The organism is Bradyrhizobium sp. SZCCHNS1022 (assembly GCF_032484835.1).
Taxonomy (GTDB): domain Bacteria; phylum Pseudomonadota; class Alphaproteobacteria; order Rhizobiales; family Xanthobacteraceae; genus Bradyrhizobium.
Window position 1 is genome coordinate 1892520 of the sequence record NZ_JAUETT010000001.1, and the last position, 23894, is coordinate 1916413.

Sequence of the window (23894 nt, forward strand, 5' to 3'; positions counted from 1 at the left end):
CCACCGCAGCGAAGCGGCTGCTATTTGTGACGCGTCATGGCCGGGCTTGACCCGGCCATCCACGTGTTTCTTCCGAAGGCACTGCGCGTCATAAGGCTTGGCCGCTGCTCGCTAGCGGATCCGGTATGATCCCGATCGCTGTGGCGCCCCTAGGAGACCACGAACTTGTCGCGGGCAGACCTGACGCACGGTTTGCTGCCAACGCAAAGCCGGCCACTCTTTTCCAATTAGTGAACACGCGGCGCGGCTCTTGCGAGGATCTTCTCTAATACTGCTTGTCGAACATACGTCCCGACAAGAATCTCGACCTCATCGCCCTCTTCGGCGCCTAGCAGCGCTTCTGCGACAGGTTTCTTGAAATAGATGATTCCGTTGTTCGGATCCGATCGGTCCGCGCTGATGGTGAATTGTACGACATTCTTGTCGTGTGTTAGATAGCGCAGGCGCACTGTGTCGCCGACAGCAACGGCGCTAGGCCTTACGATCGGCTTCGGCTCTTGCTCCTTCCGAGATTTTACGATGGGCGGCAATGGCTCAGTCGAGCCATTCTTCGAAAGATCAGCCGTCGGCTTGGAGAATTCTGCCTCCCGCGCGCGAAGCTCAATAAACCGCGCTTCAATTACTCCGCGTAGAATTTCGGCCTGCTTTTTGGGATTCTGAAACCAGTCTGTGGACCAAATGCGATGGAATTTCCAACCGAGCCCCTCCAATACCTGCTGACGCAGCCGGTCGCGATCGCGCGCGGATTTTGAAGAATGGAATGTAGCTCCGTCGCATTCTACACCAAGGATAAAACCATGGGCCCACTGCGGATGACGAACGCCGATGTCGATTGAGTAGCCCTTGACGCCAACCTGGGGCACAGGCGTACACCCCATGGCGCGAATTTGATCCATCACAAAGATCTCGAAATCTGAATCTGGCTCCTTCTTGGTCGCTTCACCCGACTCAAGAACGCCCGTTGCTGCATATTCCAACCATCGCTTAAGCATGTAGGCACCCTCGTTTCCCGTCGGCTCGGCCGAGATGTCAGCCGCCGACATCGACGAGAAGGTGACGATCTGTTGCTTCGCGCGTGTAAAGAGTACGTTTAAACGCCGCTTGCCAGCAGTGCCGTTGATTGGTCCAAAACGCTGCATAACTCGAGCGCCCAGTTCCTCTGGACCGTAGACCGTTCCGATAAAGATGACGTCGCGCTCATCGCCCTGAACGTTTTCAAGATTCTTGATGAAAAATTCTTCCAATCCATCATTATGCGTCGACCAATAATCCACGTACTGGGTCGCCGTTGGACTGCTACCAAGCGCGATCTCCATTTCCTCGAAGATCAAATCTCGCTGCTTTTGGTTGAGCGTCACAATGCCCAGAGACCGGTTCGGGTTCTTGGCCATAAACTCGATTGCGGCCTGGACCATTTCTCGCGCCTCGACCGGGTTTATGCCCGCCTTATACAGGCCTGGAACCGCTCGAAATTCGACGCCCATACCAGCGACGCCTTCCGACGCTGACGGGAAAACCACGAGATCGTCACTATAGACAAGACGATTCGAAAATTTTATCAGCCCCGAATGTTTGGAGCGATAATGCCAACGTAAACGTCGTGCCGGTCGGAAAGTCGCGTTCGCTAGCTCCAGAATAGATTCGTCCAGAACCGTATCGTCCTCGCTGTCGTCTCCATCGACATCGACCATTTTTCGAAAAAAGTTGCTCGGTGGAAGCTGATTAGTATCGCCGACAATCATCGCTTGCTTGCTGCGAGACAGGGCACCGATAGCTTCTTCCGGCGGCATTTGAGAGGCTTCGTCGATAACGCAAAGATCAAACCCCACCCCTTGCTTCGGAAGATATTGCGCGACCGCTAAGGGGGACATCATCCAACACGGCTTAAGTTCAAGCAGAGCTGCGCTAGCTCTCCGCGTCAGCTCACGAACTGATAGAAATTTTTGCTTCTTGTCGACCTCGTTCGTAATTAAAGCGAGATCCGTCCACTGCGACTTTCGTCCAACGCCATTGCCGCGCGGTGGCCGGGCCTCGGCTTTTAGTTTTCGCCGCAAGTCTTTTCGCGTTTCCGCTATGATCTCGCGATCGAGTTCAGCCAAACGGTTGCGCATGAAGTCGAGGCGGGCTCCAGGGAACCGGGCCAAGATAGGTCCGCACCGGTCAGACGCGTAGACGCGGCGCGCGAGCCACCGAAACGCCAAAGCTTCGAGCGCGGCGGCCAAACCGGCGTATCCGCCGGTAGCGGTGACATACTCATCGATTATCGCATGTAGATCCGATCGGCATTCTCTCCTCGCGCCGCCAAAGGCTACATGCATTGCTAGACCTTCCGGATCTTCGGCTCCGGCGCGTAGGGCTGCTGCCCTGCTGTCCAAAGGGCCGGTTACCATCGCGGACGTCTCGACAAGCTGTGTTCGCGTTCCGAAATCCGATCCAATTTCAGCGCACATCTCTTGCGCTTCTTTGACGCGCTGGACGCATTGCGCTCCGTGTGCAGCAAGGCCAGATCCGATCGAAACGGCCAACGCCCGCCCGTTCGGCAGTTCAACTATTGTGGAACACAAGTCGAGAACGGCTTTTAGTGGTGCGGTCGTCGTCTTCGCGCCGGCATAAAGGCCGTTGAGCGCTGCGGCGATTTGGGAGCGATTATTGAGCCTTTGTTCTTGAGCGAGGTAGTTTTCAATTTTCGTACGAAGTGCGGCGACCTCGTCAGATGAGGGCCTTTCATCGGGGGTGAACAGACGCGCACGTTCTCTTAGAAGGAGAAGATCATTTTCTTGCGCAATGGCGTCTGTCTCCCACTGAACGACGGCGTCACGCAAACCGCTGAGTGTCAATTTGTCTGAATGCGCCTCCAAAATTGGAACCTCAAACAGCATCTCAACTGAGCCATTTAGCAAGAAGGAGCGGACAGCATTTTGTTCGACACGTGGGAGCCGCTCCCGGACGAGGTCGCAAAATGCTGCCATGCCTTCCATAAAGTCGAAGTCGGTATCGATCCCCTTAAATCGGACCCCGTATAGGACGGGCGCCTGGGAGCTTTTTCGAAAGTCTCTTTCTCTCGCTTTCCAATCAACAAGTTCCTCAAGGTCGCTGATTGCGGTCGCTCGCTTCCATTTACTCCGGCTAAAGCCAATATAGGCAGTTTTCGCTTTGCGGTACGTGGCCGAAAAAAAAGCGAAACCGGCCAGCAGTCTTGATCGCTACGAGCCAGCGGGCAGTTTCATCCACCTCTGGTGTCACATTAAGCGAGAATCTCTGCGATAGACCTTTTCTCGCTTCCTGCAGCCGTCGCCCTTCTATGTTTAGCATTCTCAGGGAGGCGAGAGCATTCGTATCGGAAGCAAGATCTGGTCGGCGAGCATGGAGATGATCCGGGTCCGTACTATCGATAATCGACCGAAGTATCCCAATATCGCTAAACCGCCATTGATCGCTGCCGGGTACAAGCGCCGCGAACCCTTCCATTTGGCTGATTAGCCTTTTGCCAATTGAAATGGCCTCACGCTTCTTCGCAATACTTTGCGCAAGCTCATCTGTGTCTAAGTTATTGACACCGTGCTTGCGGCAGAGTTCGTCGACTTCCATCAGGGCAGCGACAGTTTTCTCATCCGGTCTAGAGCGCAATTTTGAAAGAATATGCGCTTCGAGCGCCTGAAACGATTCACACTCCTCGACGAAGCTCGCGAGATGATCGCAATCAGCTTTGCTCGCAAGGCGCGGAATCAAGCTTAGCTGTGAGCGATCCGACAGCCGCGATGCTGCCTCGAGAAGCTTCGTCATTGAAGCTAACGTAGAAGCATCTTCGCGGCCCGTAATCCCAAATTTATCGGCTTGGCGGAGGCGATCCCGCAACACCTCTAGAGCCGTAGCAAGACCCTTTGCAAGCTCTAGGATAGCGTCCTGGTCGAAAGGCGTCAGATGCGAGGCTCGTATCCCTTGCCAATGCGCGCTGACTTTTGCGAGGCGGCCCGCAGCCTCCTCCAGGATCGTCGCGCTCGACTTGGTGTCTTCGATTGTTGTCTTCGTGACGGCGAAAGTCGTCGGAGCGTCTGCGAGTTGAACTGATTTTGGCAGATTATTCAAACGATCGGACGTTGCGACGCTCTTTCCAAGAATGTCATGAATCGTGAAACCCGTTCCGTCGAAAGGGAGCCTAAGCAGTTCGACATATTCGGCGATCTGTGCTCGCGCTTCCTTAAAGCGCCGAATGTGATCCTTGAGATCTGCGACGGGTCGGCCAGCATCCATCTCTAAGCGCTCGCGTAAGGAGCTGATTACGCGTTCTCGCATGGAGTGCTGCGCTTGCAGCGGCAGCAGGAATTCACCCAGGCCAATAGCATCTAGGCGAGCGCGCACGACTTCGAGCGCAGCTGTCTTTTCAGCGATGAACAGCACTTTCTTGCCTGCCGCAAGGGCAGCAGCGATGGTGTTAACGATCGTCTGCGACTTGCCTGACCCAGGTGGACCTTCGACCGCAAGATTCACGCCGTTCGCGATGTCAACGAGTGTGCTAAACTGGGATGCGTCGGCATCCATGACAAGGTGCGGCACAAGCCGCTCAACATGCTCCTTATCGACGTCGTATTCGTCAGCAAAGGGTGATGCAACGGGAGTGCCGCTGCCCGCCAGGAGCGGCCGGATGATATCGTTGGCCGAAAAATCCGTGTCGCTTGTGTTGAGGTCGTGATACATGGCCATTCGGGCGGACGGAAATACACCAAATGCGACCTGACGACGGACGCGCCATGTTACGCCCTTCGGCGAAAGTTTGGCAATTTCGGCCAAATACTCTTCGATTGAGCCGGTCGTGAACGCAGGCAGCTCAATGCTGAATTCCTGTCTTAGTTTTTCTAGAAGTACCGCGTTCGTTTCTGGCTCTTCACCGAGACCGCTGACCCAGAACTCGGCTCCGTCTCTCGTCTTCTTCTTCTCGATTTTAACCTGGAGTAAAATCAAGGGCGCGAAGGAAGTTTCAGAACTGGTTCTGTCCGACCACTCAAGGAAACCAAACGCTCCATGTAAGACGTTGAGCCCGGTCTCCTGAAGCCACGTGTTACATTTCGAGTTTAGGGCAGAAAGCTTGCGCTCCAAATCGTCCGGTAGAAGCAACGTCTGGATAGCATCGTCCGTGTGCCGACCATCGTCGGGAGACTCTCCCGCTTGAGGCAGGTCGTAAGACGGAAAGATGCCATTGTTCCTGGCGTGCTGGACGAGGTTGAGGTCCTGTTTCGTAGGGCGCGCACTCATCCCAAGCTGCGCTCTTAACCTGTCCTTCAGCGCGCGATCTGCTTTGCGGAGGATGTCATTGTAGCCATCGGCGTCCTTGTCGAGCTTTTCAAGTTGCGCCAAATAGTCTGGATCGCTGCGTCGCGCCGCGGCTAACGCGCGCTTGAATATGTTGGACCGTTCATCGGCCGGGTCTTCGTCAAGTGCCGGCAGCGGCTCCATCTGCATCCGCTGGCCGTTGCAAAGATTGAAGAACAGCACATCAGGCAGTTCGTCCACGACGCGTACATGCGCATTTGATCGAGGGTTGAGCTTCGTGGCGATGAGCGGATTGCGTCGACTAAGGTCGAGCAATTTTGGCCGCATCGTCTCGATCCGCCTATGGACGAGCTCTTTGAGTTCCTCGGCTGCCTGCGTTGCCATTTAAACCTTGATATCTCGGCTAAAGCGCTTTGTTTCAATACTTTAAACCATGTTGCTACCAAAGCGCGAGTGGACACAAAGGGAATTCCACTGCTTACATGGTCGTAGATCTACTCCCACCCAGGAGGGGGCTGACCTCTCAGAAAATTCGCTTTCTTTATGCGCGCGGCTGCTGCGACGGTGGAAGGGCCCTTTAGTACTCCAACCCTGAGATCAGGGGACCCGAGGGACAAGGCCACGACGGACGGATTGCTTGATTTGCGATCTGCTGAGCGACGGCGCCTTGATCGGTGCAAAATTACCGTTATGAAGCGGCCAATTTTGCTAACACTTTCAATGCGACCCACCCTGTCCAGTCCCTTGCGCAAGAATATTGTTATTTCGCTTTTTCAGAATTTATGTTTCTCTTCTCTCGTCTCGCCCCAACGAGGGGATGCTTCGCGGTCGTCACGGACGTCGGGTGCGGGATGCGGTGGGCCTGTCGGGTCGCAGCATGGCGGCATGATCCGGAAAAGCGCGTAGCGGTTTTCCGAACAAGATCATGCCCAAGTCGAGTTCATGCGGACGAACGATCCGGTGCGCACGGTCAAGCCGCGTGGTCCTGGCGCCCCGGTGCTGGCGTCAAGTCCGCGATGATGCGTTTGGCGCATCGTGGATGACAGGGGCAAGAGAGCCGGTCCCTGGGGAGAGCGCGGAGTAAGCCGTCAAACCATCGCGCGGGGAAGGCCGGGTGTTCTCGGCCAGACCTGTGGTGACTGCCGCCTGCTTTTTTTCTGCAGGCGGGCCACGGGCGCGGCCAGCGCCCGGCCTTCCCCATAGGCGTTAAGTTTATGCTTGAGTGTTGGAATCCGCCGTGATTCGAACAGGGGATGGCAGACGAATCGCTCCTGAACGAGGACTGGACGAGAGTGGTTGCGCAGCTGGGCGGGGCTGCGCAGCTCGAGAAAACTGCGCGCCAGACGAAGGCCTTCGCGCGTCGGCGGCAGATTCCAGATGCGGTGACGTTACTTCGGCTGATGCTGGCCTATTGTTTGGGTGAAAGAGGGCTGAGATCGACAGCCGCATGGGCGGCTTCTGTTGGCCTTGCCGACCTCACCAGCGTGGCGTTGTTCTATCGGCTGCGTCAATGTGGTGATTGGTTTGCGGTGCTGGTGGAGGGCTTGCTCGCTGCGGCAGCTCCGAAGGCGAGCCAAGGCCGCCTGATCCGCATCATCGATGCGACGACAGTGCCTCAGGCGGGACCGGCTGCGCGCAAGAACAGTGAGCTTTGGCGCGTTCATAGCGCATTTGATCTGCCCTATGAGCGCTTTGGTCACTTCGAGCTGACAGATCAGCAAGAGGGCGAAACGTTTGACCGGATACCAGTGGTCAAGAACGAGATCCGCATTGCTGACCGCGCTTATCTGCAACCTGACCGCATTGCGGCCGTCCGCGAAGCCGGGGCCGACGTTTTGATCCGAGCGGGCTGGAAGAACGCACGTTGGCTTGACGCCAAAGGCCTTCCGTTCGATCTGATGGCCCAATTGCGTGCCGCGAAGGCGCGCGGACTGGTCGATCGGGAGATTTGGATCAAGCGCAAGGGCGGCGCGCCTCTGGCTATGCGTCTGGTCGCAATCAAGAAGCCCACCGGTGCGGCTGCTGCTTCTCGGCGTAAAGCCCGGCAAGACGCAAAAGATGAAAACCGCATCATCTCCAAAGAAACTTTGGAGGCTGCGGATTGGGTCATTCTGATCACGTCGCTCGCGCGGGACGAGTTCTCCACCAAAGATGTGCTTGCGCTCTATCGATTGCGATGGCGGATCGAGCTTGGGTTCAAGCGACTGAAGAGTCTGATTGGCCTCAAGACGCCGCCAGGAACCGATCCGCGCTCTGCCAAGCCCTACCTGCTGGCCCACCTCCTGATCATCCTGTTGCTCGAGCCGCTTGCCAGCGACTTCGAGGACTCTCCCCACTGGACGCAGGCCGCTTAACGACGCCTGGCGCTTGGCGGGTCCTGCAGCAGCTCGTTGCATCCTTGCTGCAAGCAATCATTCCACAACCAACCATCCGTTGCTTGCGCCGCAGAAAACGCGCGTTGGGGCGCCACCTTCGCGAGCCTCCTCGAAAACGCAAGTATCAATCGATGCTCGCGCTACCTTAACGCCTATGCGGCCTTCCCTGCGCCCTCAATTATGAGAGGGCGGTGAGATTGCCGAATAGCTCGAGCGAGATGCGCCGCGAGATCGCGAAGGTATGGGTCGATGAGCTGATGAGTAGCGTGGCTGACAGTGTGGCGATGTCTATTGCGGTCGTTTCTGGAAGTCGGCTTTGGCTTTTGTTGGGGGGAGGGGAGCGCACTGTCCGAGTGGCAAAACACGGGTCCAGCATCTTCATCCCCACAAACAAAAACCCCGCCATTCGCGGCGGGGTTGAGGTTCGGGATCCGCGCGAGAAGTGCTCGCAGCCAGCCCCGGGAATTGCAGTGAGATCAGGCCGGGATACGCTCGTCCATGTCGTGCGGCTCGCGCAGCACATAGCCGCGGCCCCAGACGGTCTCGATGAAGTTGCGGCCTTCGGAGGCGTTGGCGAGTTTCTTGCGCAGCTTGCAGATGAAGACGTCGATGATCTTCAGTTCCGGCTCGTCCATGCCGCCATAGAGATGGTTCAGGAACATTTCCTTGGTCAGCGTCGTGCCCTTGCGCAGCGAGAGCAGCTCCAGCATCTGATATTCCTTGCCGGTCAGATGCACGCGCTGGCCGCCGACTTCCACCGTCTTGGTGTCGAGATTGACGACGAGGTCGCCGGTCTGGATGACCGATTGGGCGTGACCCTTGGAGCGGCGCACGATCGCATGAATGCGGGCGATCAGCTCGTCCTTGTGGAACGGCTTGGTCATGTAGTCGTCGGCGCCGAAGCCGAGACCCTTGACCTTGTCCTCGATGCCGGCAAGACCGGACAGGATCAGGATCGGCGTCTTGATCTTGGAGACCCGCAGCTGCTTGAGCACGTCGTAACCGGACATGTCGGGCAGATTGAGGTCGAGCAGAATAATGTCGTAATCGTAAAGCTTGCCGAGATCGACGCCTTCTTCGCCAAGGTCAGTCGTGTAGACGTTGAAGCTCTCGGACTTGAGCATCAATTCGATAGACTGCGCGACGGCGCTGTCATCCTCAATCAGCAAAACGCGCATGCCAGTTCCCCATAGTCGCCGCTCCGGGCGTCAGGTCGGCCGCACTTGCGGCACTCAAAACGCCTTTGAACAACTGATTCGGATCCTGACGAGAGATGGTTAACAAAATCTGATTCACCTCCGCAAGCTCCATCCGTGCAATTTTTGTCGAATCGCCCTAAGATATTGCGACGAAGCAGGTTTTCTTAGCCGTCCTCGTTCAAGCTCCATGTTAAGAGACGGGCCTAACCGACTCCTGCGACCCGCTGTTTTTTCGACCAGCAGGTCGGGCCCTCTCAGTCACCCAAGACAGTGACGCAATGATTAATGATGCGGGTAAACACGAAGTTAAGCGGGGCGGACGAAACTGCCCATACTTAAGGTTTCCGCAATGAAGGCGCTGGCCGAGCAAATCAACGACATCGACGGCGTCAATATCTATGGGCGCGTGGTCGGCGTCAAAGGATTGATGGTCGAGATCGCCGGTCCCATTCATGCGATGTCGGTCGGCGCGCGGATCGTGATCGAGACCGGCCAAAATTTCATCCCGGCCGAAGTGATCGGTTTCTCCGGCAAGAACGCGGTGGTGATGCCGTTCGCGGGCCTCGAAGGTGTGCGGCGCGGCTGCCGCGCGGTTATCGCCAATGCGGCCAACCAGGTGCGGCCGTCGCCCGCCTGGCTCGGACGCGTCATCAACGCGATGGGGGAGCCGATCGACGGCAAGGGACCGCTGCCGCTCGGCGCCTCGCCGGTGCCTTATCGCAACACGCCGCCGCCGGCGCATTCGCGCAAGCGCGTCGGCGCTCCGCTCGATCTCGGCGTGCGCGCGCTCAATACGTTTCTGACCTGCTGCCGCGGCCAGCGCCTCGGCATCTTCGCAGGTTCCGGCGTCGGCAAGTCGGTGCTGCTGTCGATGCTGGCGCGCAACGTCGATGCCGACATCTCGATCATCGGCCTGATCGGCGAGCGCGGCCGCGAGGTGCAGGAATTCCTGCAGGACGATCTCGGCGAAGAGGGCCTGGCGCGGTCGGTAGTCGTGGTCGCGACCTCGGACGAGCCGGCGTTGATGCGGCGGCAGGCGGCCTATCTGACGCTCGCGACCGCCGAATATTTTCGCGACGAGGGCAAGGACGTCCTGTGCCTGATGGATTCGGTGACGCGTTTTGCGATGGCGCAGCGCGAGATCGGGCTCTCCGCCGGCGAGCCGCCGACCGCCAAGGGCTACACGCCGACCGTGTTCACCGAATTGCCGAAGCTTCTGGAGCGGGCCGGGCCGGGGACGGGCGACGGCTCCATCACCGGCATCTTCACCGTGCTGGTCGACGGCGACGACCATAATGAGCCGGTGGCGGACGCCGTGCGCGGCATTCTCGACGGCCATGTGGTGATGCAGCGCTCGATCGCCGAACGCGGACGCTATCCGGCGATCAACATCCTCAAATCGGTGTCGCGCACGATGCCGAAATCGGCCGATCCGGTCTTTCTTCCCACCATCATGCGGGCGCGCCAGGTCATGGCAACTTATGCCGACATGGAGGAGTTGATCCGGCTCGGCGCCTATCGGGCCGGTTCCAGCCCCGAAGTCGATGAAGCCATTCGTTTGCATGAGCCGCTGGAGGCCTTCCTGCGCCAGCGCAAGGACGAAGTCTGCAGTCTTGGCGCGGGTTACCGCCAGCTGGAACAAATCCTCGGGCGCTTGGAAACGGAAAGCTAACTTTGTCGGGTAATCATGTTCGCCACTTGATGAGCCAAGTCGGCCGGCCCGCGACGGGCGGCCGGCGCAGTCCCGCGTCCGATCCGGGACTTCTGGGGAGTATGAGTCGATGAAGTCGCGCGACACGCTGATCCGCCTGAAGAAATTTCAGGTCGACGAGAAACGCCGCAGAGTGATGCAGATCGAGGGCATGATCGCTGACTTCCAGCGCATGTCGGCCGAGCTCGATCGCGAGATCATGAGCGAGCAGGAGCGGGCGGGGATCAACGACCCCTCGCATTTTGCCTACCCGACCTACGCCAAGGCTGCGATCCAGCGGCGCGAGAACCTGACCCGGTCGGCCGACGAGTTGCGCGGCCAGCTGGAGGAGGCCAAAGCCGCGCTGTCGGAGGCCTTCGAGGAATTGAAGAAGGTGGAGTTGCTCGACGAGCGCGATCAGGCCCGCGAACGGGCCGAGGAAAGCGCCCGCGAGCAGGCCGATCTCGACAGCATCGGATTGATGCGCGCCCGTCTCGGCGTGATCGCCTGACCGGTCCTGCCTGATTAGCCGCAGGCTGGAGCCCGGGCGCCGCGCCCGGGCTTTTTTATCGCCGTGATGGCGTTTACAGTCCGGGAAAGGTTGGAGGAGCCGATGGAGCAGTGCGATTTCGGGGAAAGCTGAATGCTGACGCCGGCAGAGCTGGTCTGGCTGATTGCCGCGGTCGCCAGGAGGGACGAGGCGGCCTTTGAGCGCCTGTACACGGCGACCAGGGCGAAACTCTATGGCGTCGTGCTCCGTATCTTGCGCAGGCAGGATCTCGCAGAGGAGGTCGTTCAGGAGACTTTCGTCAAAATCTGGCATAGCGCTGCGCAATTCAACCCCGCGATTTCTTCGCCGATCACCTGGATGGCTGCGATCGCGCGCAACCGGGCCATCGATCTCGTCCGCAAACGCGGCGAGCTGTCGCTCGAAGAGGAGCCGGATGCGATGGAGGTGGCGGCGGAAACGCCGGATCCGTTGGCGCGGCGCGAAATGTCGGAGGAGCTCAAGCGGCTGTTGGAGTGCATCGGCCAGCTCGAACCCGACCGTCAGAGGCTCGTGCTGCTCGCCTATTACAACGGTTGGAGTCGCGAGCAGTTGGCGGCAAAGTTCAGGGCGCCGGTAAATACGGTGAAGACCTGGCTCCGTCGGAGCATGATGGATATCCGCGCGTGCCTCGGACTTTGATCTCAGCGAGGCGGCGTGGGCCGATGATCTGGACGTGCGATGGCCTATAGCGAAGATGATATCGCGCTCGCCGCGGAATACGCGCTTGGCACGCTTGATCGTGACGAGCGGGCGCAGGTCGAGACCCTGATCGCCGCCGACGAGGGCTATGCGGCGCTGGTGGCGGCCTGGGAATTTCGCTTGAGCGTTCTCAACCAGATGGTCGGCCTAGTCGAGCCGCGTCCGGTGGTATGGGATCGCATCAAGGGCGCGATCGCCGCATCGCAGGCGCAGGCAGAGCCAGCGGTTGTCCCGCCGCAAATGCCCCCGCAGGACGTTTCTTCGCAGGATCAGGCATTGCAGGATGCGACGGTGACTTCGGCTTCGCCGGTTCAACACAAACCGCCGTCCGCTTTGCCGGAATCTGCGACTGCGATGGGCGAGGCCCTTGCCGATCAAGCGCCCGGCGCTGATGACACCATCGCCGAGCCGACCGCGCAGGCAGTTAACGACAACGCCGATGTGGTCCGGCTGGCCTCCAAGGTCAGGCAGTGGCGCGTGGTTGCCAATGCGATGACCGCGGTGGCGGCCGTGCTGCTCGCGATGATAGCGGTCCAGGTCTATCGGCCGGATCTGCTGCCAGATGGTTTGCGGCCGAAGCGGCGGATGCCGCTCTCGGCGCAATATGTCGCGCTGTTGCAAAAGGACGGATCGTCGCCGGCCTTTATTCTGACGGTCGATGCCGGCAGCAAGAACTTCACCGTGCGCCGGGTCGGCGCCGCGCCCGAGCCCGGCAAGAGCTACGAGCTGTGGCTGGTCTCCGACAAGCTGCAGCGGCCGCGTTCGCTCGGCGTGATCGGCGGCAACGATTTTACGACCAGGCCGGCGCTTAGCGCCTATGATCCCGATACGGTCAACCGCGCCACCTATGCCGTAACCCTCGAGCCGGAAGGCGGGTCGCCGACCGGGGTGGCCACCGGTCCGATCGTGTTTTCCGGCAAGCTGATCGAGACCGTGCCGCCGCCGGCGCGCTGATTGCCGCCGCAAAAAGAAAACGCCCGTGGGGAGCGGGCGTTTTCGGTAGTGGACTTGGGGTTGGGTCTACTACATATCCACGCGGCCACTGGGGGGCTGTAGCACCGCGTGAATTCCTAAAACTCCTTAGCGAACCAGCAGCGCCTCCGAGCTCGTCACGACCACCGGCTTGCCGGCCTTGATGACGCGCGCGGTCTGCGCGTAGTTGTCCGAACTGCTGCGGGCGGAGATGCCGAAACCGGCCACCACGATGCCAGCCACGAGCGCCACCACCACGATCTTCAGGTGGGTCGTCCGATCTGCGCTGTAGATCGAGTGGTTCATCGAGGTCTCCTGCCGCCTTCCGTTCGCTCTGCCTCTGCCGTTCGCCTGCGTGTGATTCGTCGTTTATTCGTCGTCTGCAGCGCGATCGCGGTTCATCGTCTCGCGCTCCAGAAACGTAGGAAATCGCAAATCCGTTCCCAAGTCACCATCACAATGGCGTGATAACTCGTGATCTGCCGCGATTGTGGCGATCTGTATCGTAAAATTGTTTAGTAAAAACAATTATATAAATAGAATTTGACCGTCTCTGACCAAAAATCGCCTTGGTGAAGGAAAATTAAGAATTCGATTGCCTGTGGCGAAAAGACACTCCCGGAAAATGCTACCAAAAACAGCAACGGCCGGCAATTTGCGCCGACCGTTGATAGTATCGCATGATTTTTCTCAACTACAACGCTAAATACTGCCCACCGTCTTCAGCCGCGCTCGCGGGTGAATCTCGGCCTGCGACAACACCGTGGTCTGGGCGCGGAAGCGTTCCACCAGCGAGCGGACGAAGGGCCGGATCGCCGCCGACGTGACCAGCACCGGCGCCTCGCCTTCGCGCGCGGCGCGCTCGAAGGCATCGCGCGTCGCGGTCATGAACTCCGAGAGCTTCGAGGGCTGCATCGCGAGGCTCCGTTCCTCGCCCTGGCCGATCAGCGATTCCGCGAACGCCTGCTCCCATCGCGCCGACAGCGCGATCAGCGGCAGATAGCCCATCGGGGAGGTGTTCTGCGCGCAGATCTGGCGGGCGAGGCGCGCGCGCACATGCTCGACGATGGTTGCGGGATTGCGGGAGAAGGCCAGCGCATCGGCGATGCCTTCGAGAATGGTCGAGAGATCGCGGATCGAGATGCGCTCGGCCAAAAGCAGCTGCAGCACGCGCTGGATGCCGGAGATCGTGATCTGGCTCGGCACGATGTCCTTGATCAGCTCGCCCTGTTCCTTCGGCAGCTCCTTCAAGAGCTTCTGCACCTCGCCGTAGGAGAGCAGGTCGCTCATGTTGGCCTTGAGCAGCTCGGTCAGGTGGGTCGAGAGCACGGTCGCCGCATCGACCACGGTGTAGCCCTTCAGCGAAGCCTCTTCCTTCAGGTTGGCGTCGACCCAGGTGGCGGGCAGGCCGAAGGTCGGCTCGGTGGTGTGGATGCCGGGCACCGCGACCTGGCTGCCGCCGGGATCCATGACCATGAACTGGCTCGGCCAGATCTTGCCGGTGCCGGCGTCCACTTCCTTGATCTTGATGATGTAGGTGTTGGCCTCGAGCTGGACGTTGTCGAGGATGCGCACCGACGGCATCACGAAGCCCATCTCGATCGCCAGCGAGCGCCGCAGCGCCTTGATCTGGTCGGTGAGGCGGTCGGTGCCGTCGGGGCCGTTGACCAGCGGCAGCAGCGCATAGCCAAGCTCGATCTTGAGATCGTCGATCTTCAGCGCGGCGGAGATCGGCTCCTCCGCGGCGGCGGCTGCTGCGGCAGCGGCCGCAGCGGGGGTCGCGGCAGCGGCGGCAGCTTCCGCGGCGGCGACGACGTGCTTCTGCTTGCGCGCCTTCCAGGCGAGCGCGGCCGCGCCCGAGCCGAGCGCGAGGAAGGGCAGCGTGGGGATGCCCGGCAGCGCCGCCAGCACCAGCATGACCGCGGCCGACATGCCGAGCGCCTGCGGATAGCCGGAGAACTGCTTGATCAGCGCCTTGTCGGCGGCGCCGCTGAGGCCGGCCTTCGAGACCAAAAGGCCCGCGGCGGTGGAGACGATCAGCGCCGGCACCTGCGTGACCAGGCCGTCGCCGACGGTCAGGGTGGTGTAGGTGCGGGCGGCTTCGCTGAAGGAGAGGCCCTGTTGCGCGACGCCGATGATGATGCCGCCGAGCACGTTGATGAAGACGACGAGCAGGCCCGCGATCGCATCGCCGCGAACGAATTTGGAGGCGCCGTCCATGGCGCCGAAGAAGCCGCTTTCGTCCTCCAGCGCCTTGCGCCGTTCCTTGGCGACCTTCTCGTCGATCAAGCCGGCGGAGAGGTCGGCGTCGATCGCCATCTGCTTGCCGGGCATCGAATCCAGGTGGAAGCGTGCGGCGACTTCGGCGATGCGGCCCGAACCCTTGGTGATGACGACGAAGTTCACCGTGACCAGGATCGCGAACACGATGAGGCCGATGACGAAATTGCCGCCCATCACGAACGAGCCGAAGGCCTCGATGACGTGGCCGGCGGCGTCGGTGCCTTCATGGCCGTGGGACAGGATCAGCCGGGTCGACGCCAGGTTCAGCGACAGCCGCAGCATGGTCGAGATCAGGAGCACGGCCGGGAAGGAGGAGAATTCCAGCGGCGCCTGGATGAACAGCGCGGTCATCAGGATCAGCATCGACAGCGTGATCGAGATCGCCAGGAACAGGTCGAGCACGATCGAGGGCAGCGGCAGGATCAGCACCACCAGGATGGTGAGGATGCCGAGCGCGAGCGCGATGTCGCCGCGCTTTAAGACATCGACGATGTCGCCGAGCTTGAATCCGCCGGCGGGCAGCCCGGCTCCCTGTCCTGCCGTGACGTCGACCATGGCTTTCGCCTTTCCCCGCGGGCCGCGTTTCTTGGCCCCAACCGATTGCGCGGCGGCCAAAGGGCCGCCGGTTCGAGATTGAGCGACCGCACTGGCGTCCACGGAAAGGGCCTCCCCCGTCATCCGTACCCGACTGCGACGCACTCACTTCAACCCGGCAATTTTTGCCCGGTGTATGGTTAGCATTCGGTTAATGGCGGGTTGGGAAGCGGTCGCTTGCCTGAAAGGGGAGGGCTGGGCAGGGTCCATTGCTGGTAGCGCCGGCATACCGGCGCCGCAGGCCCCGCGAAGCTTGCCCGTTCGGGGCCGCGGCAATTCCTTGGCCGGTGCTGGGAGAGGATTGGGGCCTCATGGTTCGAGACGGCGCATCCGCGCCTCCTCACCATGAGGGTCAAGGATCTCGCCAATCTCGCCGCGAGGATATCGCCACCAGCCCGGTCCTCATCCTGAGGAGCCCACCGGAGGCGGGCGTCTCGAAGGATGGGCCGCGGGAGGGCTGACCAAGCAAAGCTTTGGTCGGAGCCGCTGCTTGCTCCATGAAAACGAGAGCAGGAACTGAACTCGGCCGTTTGCTCATCGCGCATACGTCAACCCTCTCGCCGCGCCTCTGCGCCCGAGTTGTGCGTCAGATCCGCCCTCGAAATTGGTGGAGGGCGCGGGGAAGGCCGGGTGCCGTCCGCACCCATGGCCCGCCTGCAGAAAAAAATGCAGGCGGCAGTCACCACAGGTACGAGCCGGATCATCCCGGCCTTCCCTGCGCGAATGGTTTGACGGCTTATACGTGGTCTCCCTGGTGCGCCGGGCTTTCTGGCCACCATGTCGCGCATGATGCTATCGCATCAGCGCAAGGACACCAGCGTCGGGGTGTCAGGACCACACGATTTCGCCGTGCGCATCGGGCCGTTCGTCGGCGTAGATCAACCACGCTGCGCCCCAATGCGCCCATCGCCTCCCGCTTCCCACGTGCCGTGACGATCGCGATACGCCCCTCCGATGGAGGCGGGATGGATGTAGGAAATCACGATTTCTGAAAAATAGAAATAAAAATATTTTTGCGCGACGGACTGGACAGGACAAATCAGCTTGAAGAGACAGACGAAATTGGCGTTTCGGCGCGAGTGATTTTCGCCTGCCCGACCCGCGCGTCGGCCCTCTCCTTCACCAAATCGCGCAGCCGATTTGCCCGCTGGGCGCGCCTCTTACGCGCCATGCGCAGCATCCTCTCCGCCGTCATGGCCACGCTCGTCGCGGCCATCCACGTCTTCAGCCCGGCTTACCCTGTATGACAGTGCCTTATGCTACAAGAATGATGAGCGCAGGAAGGCACCACATGCGACCCAGCAAGCCCATCATCCTCACGCCGAGCTCGGGGCACGCCGCGCTCGACAACTATCTCCATGCCAAGGTGCGGGCCTCCGTCAAGGACTCGCGCCCCAGCGTTCCGGCGGCAGACGTGTTCAAAGGCCTGCGGGCCCGTCACGCGAGGCCGACGAAAGCCGTCAAACAGCCAGCCAAGTAACGAGCCAAGTAGCCCGCGTGAGCGCCAGCGATACCCGCGGTGAAATTCCCGGATGTCGCGTCGCTCATCCAGGCTACGCAGCTGAGAGGAAATGGATTCGTGAGAATGCTGAACACATACGAGTTGTTTGACTTCCTGGCGCTACTTTGCGCCCTGATGCTTGCTGGACTGATGTTGGCCCTGTCGACCGTCATGCGGAAGATGTGGCGCGAACAGGCGGACGCCGACGCAGCCGCCAGTTTCAAGCATTTCCTAAGATTCGCAGCGTCCAACCGGATCCTGTCGACGATGTCGATCACGCCGGTTATGGCCGCGCTTGTCATGGCTTTCGTGATGAAACCCGCAGACGCACAGGTCGGATACGCTTATGCTGGCGGCAGCATTTTTCTCGTTGGCTTTTTCTTCTGGACAGCATTCTTCAACCTGCCGATCTACAAGGCTGTGGATGGCTGGACTCTAGACGAAACGCCGTCGGATACCCGCAAGCAGATTAGCCGATTCCACCGCTCGAACGCGGTGCGCCTTGTCGCATCTCTGGTGGCCGCCGTGCTTTTCTTTCTCGCCGCGTGAAACGCGGTTGGCGAATGGGCCGAGGACCGGAACACCACGGATCGCGAGCCAGCGTAGCCCGCATGAGCGTCAGCGATACGCGGGGTGAACTTCCCGGATATCGCTTCGCTCATCCGGGCTCCCCTCACTCTTGATTACGCCACCTCATCCGCACATTCTAAGAGATGCGGTTGAGCCTCACGACTGCGCCGGACCCGCAGTTCACAGTGTGACGACGTTTGGCTCACTAAGTCGTCCCGGCGAACCGCGCTTCGTCGGGAGCTGCGGTGATCATGCATTCGCGTGAATGGGGACCGTGAGCCCATCAGGATAGGGTCGGGGGCTCGGCGATGGTGTGGAGGCCTCCCACCGCCTCATGGGGATGTTGAGTCCAATCGAGCCGCATCACGGTAGTTCCGCGAAGAAATACAGGGTCTCAGCTAGAGGAGGATAAATGCATTTCAGGGAGGGATTTAGAGAGTGGAGGCACAGGTATTTAGCCATCGCCACAAGAACAAGTGGCATCGAACGGGTGGTTGGTTATTTCCTGCATGCCTTAACGCTGCTTTCTCCGACGCAATGGCGGCACATAGGTTTCGGGCGCGAAAGAGACAGGTCGGTTGATACTTGGACCGAGTGGTATGTAATCTTAGGGTTGGCGATCTCGATAGTGTTTTTCCGCTTTCCTTCGCAAGCCGCAGCTTGGCTGAGCACCTACTTCTCGGCGGTGACCCTCATCGCTGTTTTAAATATAGTATTTCTGCAGCGGGTTTTCGAAACGATTGTATCGCCGCAGCGGTCGCTGTTGCTGTTCATGTGCAATGTGGCTCAAATCGTGTTGATGTTCGCAACGTGGTATTCCGTGCTCGGCGTGGAAGATCCTTTGCTGAAGTCAGTACTGACGTTCGCGACCATCAGCTATTCCGCGGACACGCCGAGAATCGCGATCGCACAAATTGCCACCGATTTTATACTGCTAGCAGTTTATCTCAGTCACTTAGTGGGCCGGGTTGGAGGACGGTAGGGCAAGAACGTCTCGAAAACAGGGCGCGCGGCCGCAACCTGACGGTGGTTGAACGACAGCCAGCGTAGCGGGTGAAATCCCAGATATCGCTTCGCTAATCGGGGCTTCGCTCGCTAACAGGAGGAGCGTCGTCTTCCAGACCTGTCTATTGCCGTTGGCGACGCTGACCTAAAACCCGTGCAACCTTCTTGTTGAGTCCGGCTTCCAGAGCTTTAGAAATCCCTACTGCGGAGCTGACTGCGATGATGCCAAAGGGAATGGTTAGGACCATGAGTTGAGGCATCGATCCCGCAAGCTCCATACCCGCATAGGTGCCAATTGCGATGCTGGGCGATTTAGACACAAGAGCTTTGAAAATTTCCCAATGCGGCGGAGATTCTTCGACAACGATTTCAGCATTTAGCAGGAGACGAACCTGTTCAGGATTTCGGATCGGCTCAAGGAGGTACTTGGAATAAGTGTAGCGCAAGCTACTCTCGACACCTCTCAAGGAGAGATCCAAGAACTTTTCTACTGTTCTTAAATCGTGCTTAGGCACCATCTGCGGGTCGGGCAACAGCATGGACGACAGGAAGTCATCCAGAACCCGTCCCCCAAAAAAAGCTACGCCTATGCCGGGATTGTCACGGGCAGAGCGCCTTGCGCCGCCGCCTATATGGCTTACGTTGTCGAAGAAAATCTCGGTCCGAATGACCCGCATCCCCGCTCTCCAGTATTGCCTCGCGGTCAACCCCATCTGCTAGCTAAGAGGTGGCTTGCAGAAGCGCTATTAACAATTGACCATAGCATTGGTATTTCGCTGCAGCGGCCCGCGATACGCGGGGTGAACTGCTCAATTAGATTCTCGGACGTTCCGCAAAAATAAACTTGGATTTCCTTAGCGAATCATCTGCGTCTTTGCCCCAAAATTCTACAATATCAAAATTCCGTCGCGCGCGCTCGCCGGTGTACTGACTTAGATCCAGCATGTATGCGTCGTATAAGCGGTTTGCTCTGTCTCGGACGGTCACTCTCGATCGCACGTGGTGAAGAAATTTGAGATCCACGAGGTCTGGAATGCTTTCGACGTCTTCGCCACTATAGTCTTTATCGACCAGGAAGCAATTTGCCTTCGCGTCAGTGAGGCAAAACTCGCTTACTTTTTCAAACAGTTCGAGAAGCTTGCGCTGCTCCTCTTCACCCGCGTCCCTTGAGAAATCTTCTCTCTTAAACTTGTCAAACTCGCCAGCGGCTTTGTTTACATCTTCCGCGCCGATTCGTTCGCCGCGAAAATCGTCTGCTCGTGCTAGACGTTCCTTGGCAACATCGATCGCGCGGCGAAAAATAGTCAGAAAATCTCTGGCGACACCGCCGCTGGCGAGGACGAGCCGGTCTCGAGCTCCGTCTGTAAGGACGTCGTCGAGCTTGAGGCCACTCTCTCGAGCAAATTGTTCTAGGATGCGCAAAAGGAAGCGCTTGGTTAGGTCGTACTTTTCTAGCGTGACGTCGAGATCGATCTCTTCGGCGTCATCTCCGAGCTTCATGCCTGTAGGAGGATCGCCATAGGCGTACCATCGCGACCGGTGGCGGATAGTGCCCACCTTGACCCAAAAGTTGAGACCTTTGGCGATTCGGTGAATATAGTCCAGGACATTGGCCTGATCGTTCTTTCTAATGTGATATAGGTCGTCGAGTAGAACGAAGACTGGTCCTTCGGCGAGATCTATCATCTTCTGGAATAATGACTTGTAGCGCATTATGTTTCGATGAAGGATCTCGACCTTTCTAGATGTGTACTCTTGCTGAGTGCGCAAAGAACGTCCTTCTTTGTCGGATAATTTCGCGCTAGATTCAGTACCGGAAACGGGAGTTTTCAAACTTGCGGTAAGGGCGGTTTGAAGCTCAGTCGACGTCTCGCTTGCATTTGTTGTTTGTATCTTTGTTTCGTCTGCGGCGAATAGAGTCTGATTCAGCTCATGAACCATAGAACCTAATTCAGCCGAGATTCCGGCCGTCTTAGCGCGAGAAAGGCTCTTCTTCGTGGGCACAGAGCCGAACAATCTACGCCAGAACGTGGTGCGGTTGGCCGGATGGATCGCTGCGGTATCCATCCAAAGCTTAAACTCTCCGAGGATTTTTATTAGTACGCTTAGCAAAACATCGGGATAGCTGTGGCCTTTGAACTCTTCGAGATCAACGTACGCAATAGGGCTCCGGCTAAGGGTCAGGTCTGCCGTCACTTTGGCCAAAAGGCTCGACTTTCCTGATCCTCGTCTCCCAAAAATGATGTGGTGACGTTTGTTTTTCGCTCTGGCGAGGGTTCCTGGAGCTGGCTCAATAAAGTATTTGACCCCTTCCTTGGTTGATCGAGTCGATTCCTCGACAATTCTCGCGAGTTTCTCAACCTTGGAATCTTCCAGAATGCTCATCGGCGCCTGCCAAAAAAATAGCGAAATTGGAAAATGGATCGTTCAACTCTCGCACGAGCTGTGGGGCTTTGTCTATTCTCCACAGCTGGCTTTTGCGAGTTGCGAATCGTGGGCATAGTCCCGCTGTCTTTGGCTGCCGCTTGGTGCAGCTCAATGCTAGTCCACCTATAAGGCTAGGCATCCAATAAGTCGGGCTTCAACGACTTTCAGGCTTCGGTTTTCAACGCTTTGGCGATCTTCTCGATGTTGTCGATCGAGACATTTCGTTCGCACCGCTCGACCGAGCTGACATAGGTCCGGTTGATCCCGGCCTCATGCGACAGGGCTTCCTGGCTCATGCTTTGGGCCGCGCGCGACATTCGCATGTTGCGGGCCAGGATCTCCCGCGCCTCGGCGTCTATGGGTGATGGACAAGTCCACTCATCTGTCCCTCCGAGCTAACCCGCACCTCTTCGCGGGGCGGCGATCAGGCGTTCCGGGGTTGTGCGCAGCGCGCTCGCCAAGCGGGCGAGGACGACGATGGTCATGTTCCTCTTCCCCCGCTCGACCTGCGATATGTAGGTCCGATCGAGGCCAGCCTCGAAAGCAAGCTCTTCCTGAGACAAGTTCAGGGCCTTCCGCGCCTTTCGCACGTTCGCGGCGACAGTGCTTACAATCGTCGATTCGTCCACCATGGGAAGCAAATCGACCGATCTGTAGACTTTCGGTCTACGGACTATGAATCCCATCTCCCATTGCGTAGATGTTGACGATAGTCTACATTTTGTCCGGACGACGGACGTCGATTGCAGATTGGAAGCCGCCGCCCAGAATCCGGAGATCAGTCAATGCAACGCCGCAATGACCCCGAAGCTCCCGCGTCCGGCGCGGATGGGGAGGAGACGCAGCCCGGCGAGGAGCGCTCCGCCGAGCAGCGCGTGATGGCGGTCACGGCGATCGACTATCGCGGCCGGGTCCTGACGGTGGTCAGCCGGTCCGATGTTGCGCACCCCGACGCGCAGGCGACGGGCCCGGCGTCCTTCACGACGATCATCCTCTCGGGACCGCTCGGGCAGCTGACTTGGACGGCCGAGACATGGCGGGAGTCCCTGCAGAACCACGAGACCGCCGTCAGCAAGCTCATCCGCTCGATGACGTCGGAGTGCGGCGTCTGAGCGGTGCGGCCGTCGGGCGGCAGAATATCAGCGGGGGCTATCTGAGATGTCTCGTGCGTCCGTCATCGTCCTGCTGCTCACGCTGGGCGCGGCCATCGCGATGGTCTTGCTCGTCAGATCTCCTCGACAAGGCAGGGGGCATTGCATGCCGGGTTCGGCTGCCGCGATCTTCACCGATTGCAACGCGAAGCCTGCCGCCGATCTGGATATCGACAAGTTGCGGTGACGGCGCTGCGACTGCACCGCAGTTCCCCGCCCTACGGTTTCGGGTTGCGGTGAAAGTGCATTCAATTGTCGCGACCGTGAGCCGGTCGGGAGGGGCCGAGGGTTTTGCGATATTTTGTTGCCCACTGCCTGATCGGAATATTAAGTGCAATGTCAGCGTAATTCCTTGCGAGGGGAACGCTCTTGAAGGCGAACATGAGTTCGGTCGACATAGCTCCGCGGTCCCTGCGCACGGAGCGCCTTGTTCTTCGTCCGACATGCAGTTCCGATACTGGCCGGGCCTTCGATATTCAATCGGACTGGGAGGTCGCGCGCATGCTGCGCACGATGTCATTTCCCCCAAGCAGGGATGAAGTCGGCCGGTGGTTCGCCGATCACGTGCATCATTGGGAGGCCGGCGAGGCATACCGATTTGCGGTCGAGCTTGAAGGGCAAATGATCGGGATGGCCTATTTGGACGCGATTGCAGATGGCGAAGCGAATTTGGGCTACTGGCTCGATCGTGCGCATTGGGGGCAAGGGTATGCCTTCGAGGCGGCTCAGGCTCTCATCCGTTTTGCCTTCAACGACACTCATCTTCTTAAGCTCAGAGCGGGACACGCCTACGACAATCCAGCGTCTGGACGAGTTCTCGCCAAGCTCGGCTTCAAGCCCCTCGACATAGTCCAGCGAGATTCTCTCTCGCGAGGCGAGACGATCACGCAGCACCGTTATGTGCTGGAGGCAAATATAGAGTTGCGGTGACAGCGCATTTAATCAACGGGACCGTGAGCCCGTCAGGATCGGCCGAGGGCTAGGCGTGCCTGCGGTCCTCCACCGCCTCATCGGGATATCAAATGCAGTGGCGCCGTTACGAGGCCGAACTGGCTGCTCGGTCATACCTGAGCGAGAACACCATCCGCGATTTTGAAAAAGGCTGGCGGGTCCCGTCGATCAGCAATCTGGCCGTCATTCGCCGGGTGCTGGGAGGCCGCGGGGGTCGACTTCATAGCCCTCGCTTGATTTTCTCGCCGCGAGCTCCCTCCAGAGCGTTGCCAATCAGCCGGATTGGGAGCACGCTGGTTGCAAAGCGCATAGATGCAGGCAGGGAGAGAAAACATGAAGGAGCAGGGTCTCGATGGTCGTCACCGGGACAAGGATGGCGAGATCAGCAGAAAGCACGGCAACACCCTGATCGGCACATTACGCAAGATCTACGGAAAGCCGTTCGCGGCCGGCTATCCCGATACGTCAAAACTCAGCGAGGTCCTGGCTCAGTTGAATGAGACATCGCTGAGCCAGTTGCGCCGCGATCACGGCACGGGGCATCTCGAGCACAAGATCACCCAAGCTTCGAAATGATCGCCGCGGTCCGCAGCCGGAATTTCGGTGGAAATTGAAATTCGTTGACAGTGCATTCAATTAAACGAGACCGTAGAGTCTGC

The 23894-nt window shown here is 59.0% G+C and carries 23 protein-coding genes; 13 read left to right on the forward strand and 10 right to left on the reverse strand.

Going from position 1 to position 23894, the window contains the following annotated elements; genetic code table 11:
• Nucleotides 1-227: 227 nt before the first annotated feature.
• Together QX071_RS08635 and QX071_RS08640 are read right to left on the reverse strand one after the other, a co-directional pair.
• On the reverse strand, nucleotides 228-2978 hold the full coding sequence (locus QX071_RS08635) for an AAA domain-containing protein (protein ID WP_315701245.1): 2751 nt from the start codon (nucleotides 2976-2978) through the stop codon (nucleotides 228-230).
• Between the two features lie 148 nt (nucleotides 2979-3126).
• Nucleotides 3127-5652: a DUF4011 domain-containing protein gene (locus QX071_RS08640; RefSeq protein WP_315701244.1), complete on the reverse strand. Its 2526-nt coding sequence runs from the start codon at nucleotides 5650-5652 to the stop codon at nucleotides 3127-3129.
• Nucleotides 5653-6521: 869 nt separating this feature from the next.
• Here QX071_RS08640 and QX071_RS08645 point away from each other — a divergent pair.
• Complete coding sequence (locus QX071_RS08645; protein WP_315701243.1) at nucleotides 6522-7622, forward strand: IS4 family transposase; 1101 nt, start codon at nucleotides 6522-6524, stop codon at nucleotides 7620-7622.
• A 497-nt stretch (nucleotides 7623-8119) separates the two neighbouring features.
• On the opposite strand, the gene ctrA is transcribed toward QX071_RS08645, so the two are convergent.
• Nucleotides 8120-8821 (reverse strand): response regulator transcription factor CtrA, encoded by a 702-nt coding sequence (ctrA, locus tag QX071_RS08650; RefSeq protein WP_012046382.1) that lies wholly within the window; start codon nucleotides 8819-8821, stop codon nucleotides 8120-8122.
• On the reverse strand, nucleotides 8802-8939 hold the full coding sequence (locus tag QX071_RS08655) for a hypothetical protein (RefSeq protein ID WP_315701242.1): 138 nt from the start codon (nucleotides 8937-8939) through the stop codon (nucleotides 8802-8804). The genes ctrA and QX071_RS08655 overlap by 20 nt, the downstream gene beginning before the upstream one ends.
• A 252-nt stretch (nucleotides 8940-9191) precedes the next feature.
• Between QX071_RS08655 and fliI the strand changes: the two genes are divergently transcribed.
• The 4 genes from fliI (at nucleotide 9192) to QX071_RS08675 (ending at nucleotide 12735) form a co-directional block, all read left to right on the forward strand.
• Entirely contained in the window at nucleotides 9192-10514 is a 1323-nt protein-coding gene (gene fliI, locus QX071_RS08660; RefSeq protein ID WP_315701241.1) for a flagellar protein export ATPase FliI, read from the forward strand.
• Between the two features lie 109 nt (nucleotides 10515-10623).
• On the forward strand, nucleotides 10624-11043 hold the full coding sequence (gene fliJ, locus QX071_RS08665; protein WP_315701240.1) for a flagellar export protein FliJ: 420 nt from the start codon (nucleotides 10624-10626) through the stop codon (nucleotides 11041-11043).
• A gap of 132 nt (nucleotides 11044-11175) precedes the next feature.
• Complete coding sequence (locus QX071_RS08670) at nucleotides 11176-11721, forward strand: sigma-70 family RNA polymerase sigma factor (protein WP_315701239.1); 546 nt, start codon at nucleotides 11176-11178, stop codon at nucleotides 11719-11721.
• A gap of 39 nt (nucleotides 11722-11760) precedes the next feature.
• Complete coding sequence (locus QX071_RS08675) at nucleotides 11761-12735, forward strand: anti-sigma factor domain-containing protein (RefSeq protein WP_315701238.1); 975 nt, start codon at nucleotides 11761-11763, stop codon at nucleotides 12733-12735.
• A gap of 126 nt (nucleotides 12736-12861) precedes the next feature.
• Here the strand turns inward: QX071_RS08675 and QX071_RS08680 are convergent, their stop codons facing one another.
• Both QX071_RS08680 and flhA read right to left on the reverse strand, forming a co-directional pair.
• A complete protein-coding gene (locus tag QX071_RS08680; RefSeq protein WP_315701237.1) occupies nucleotides 12862-13059 on the reverse strand; it encodes a hypothetical protein in 198 nt (65 codons plus the stop codon).
• Between the two features lie 396 nt (nucleotides 13060-13455).
• Entirely contained in the window at nucleotides 13456-15591 is a 2136-nt protein-coding gene (gene flhA / locus QX071_RS08685; protein ID WP_315701236.1) for a flagellar biosynthesis protein FlhA, read from the reverse strand.
• A gap of 1052 nt (nucleotides 15592-16643) precedes the next feature.
• Between flhA and QX071_RS08690 the strand changes: the two genes are divergently transcribed.
• From QX071_RS08690 to QX071_RS08705, 4 genes are all read left to right on the forward strand, one after another.
• A complete protein-coding gene (locus QX071_RS08690) occupies nucleotides 16644-16877 on the forward strand; it encodes a hypothetical protein (RefSeq protein WP_315701235.1) in 234 nt (77 codons plus the stop codon).
• Nucleotides 16878-16921: 44 nt separating this feature from the next.
• On the forward strand, nucleotides 16922-17110 hold the full coding sequence (locus QX071_RS08695) for a hypothetical protein (RefSeq protein ID WP_315701234.1): 189 nt from the start codon (nucleotides 16922-16924) through the stop codon (nucleotides 17108-17110).
• A 105-nt stretch (nucleotides 17111-17215) separates the two neighbouring features.
• Nucleotides 17216-17680, forward strand: coding sequence for a DUF1772 domain-containing protein (locus tag QX071_RS08700; RefSeq protein WP_315701233.1), 465 nt, complete (start codon nucleotides 17216-17218; stop codon nucleotides 17678-17680).
• 433 nt (nucleotides 17681-18113) lie between these two features.
• Nucleotides 18114-18683: a hypothetical protein gene (locus tag QX071_RS08705; RefSeq protein WP_315701232.1), complete on the forward strand. Its 570-nt coding sequence runs from the start codon at nucleotides 18114-18116 to the stop codon at nucleotides 18681-18683.
• Nucleotides 18684-18828: 145 nt separating this feature from the next.
• On the opposite strand, the gene QX071_RS08710 is transcribed toward QX071_RS08705, so the two are convergent.
• The 4 genes from QX071_RS08710 to QX071_RS08725 all read right to left on the reverse strand — a co-directional run bounded on the left by QX071_RS08710 (nucleotide 18829) and on the right by QX071_RS08725 (nucleotide 21765).
• Entirely contained in the window at nucleotides 18829-19383 is a 555-nt protein-coding gene (locus QX071_RS08710) for a hypothetical protein (protein ID WP_315701231.1), read from the reverse strand.
• Nucleotides 19384-19519: 136 nt separating this feature from the next.
• The gene (locus tag QX071_RS08715; protein WP_315701230.1) at nucleotides 19520-21091 is read right to left on the reverse strand and encodes a P-loop NTPase fold protein; all 1572 of its coding nucleotides are present in this window, start codon (nucleotides 21089-21091) and stop codon (nucleotides 19520-19522) included.
• Between the two features lie 206 nt (nucleotides 21092-21297).
• Nucleotides 21298-21429: a helix-turn-helix transcriptional regulator gene (locus QX071_RS08720; RefSeq protein WP_315701229.1), complete on the reverse strand. Its 132-nt coding sequence runs from the start codon at nucleotides 21427-21429 to the stop codon at nucleotides 21298-21300.
• A gap of 99 nt (nucleotides 21430-21528) precedes the next feature.
• On the reverse strand, nucleotides 21529-21765 hold the full coding sequence (locus tag QX071_RS08725; RefSeq protein WP_315701228.1) for a helix-turn-helix transcriptional regulator: 237 nt from the start codon (nucleotides 21763-21765) through the stop codon (nucleotides 21529-21531).
• Nucleotides 21766-21918: 153 nt separating this feature from the next.
• On the opposite strand from QX071_RS08725, the gene QX071_RS08730 reads away from it, so the two are divergent.
• The 4 genes from QX071_RS08730 to QX071_RS08745 all read left to right on the forward strand — a co-directional run bounded on the left by QX071_RS08730 (nucleotide 21919) and on the right by QX071_RS08745 (nucleotide 23811).
• The gene (locus tag QX071_RS08730; protein WP_315701227.1) at nucleotides 21919-22245 is read left to right on the forward strand and encodes a hypothetical protein; all 327 of its coding nucleotides are present in this window, start codon (nucleotides 21919-21921) and stop codon (nucleotides 22243-22245) included.
• 46 nt (nucleotides 22246-22291) lie between these two features.
• The gene (locus QX071_RS08735; protein ID WP_315701226.1) at nucleotides 22292-22471 is read left to right on the forward strand and encodes a hypothetical protein; all 180 of its coding nucleotides are present in this window, start codon (nucleotides 22292-22294) and stop codon (nucleotides 22469-22471) included.
• A 194-nt stretch (nucleotides 22472-22665) separates the two neighbouring features.
• Nucleotides 22666-23214: a GNAT family N-acetyltransferase gene (locus QX071_RS08740; protein ID WP_315701225.1), complete on the forward strand. Its 549-nt coding sequence runs from the start codon at nucleotides 22666-22668 to the stop codon at nucleotides 23212-23214.
• A 354-nt stretch (nucleotides 23215-23568) separates the two neighbouring features.
• Nucleotides 23569-23811, forward strand: a complete 243-nt coding sequence (locus QX071_RS08745) for a hypothetical protein (RefSeq protein WP_315701224.1) — start codon at nucleotides 23569-23571, stop codon at nucleotides 23809-23811.
• The last annotated feature ends 83 nt before the right edge of the window (nucleotides 23812-23894 follow it).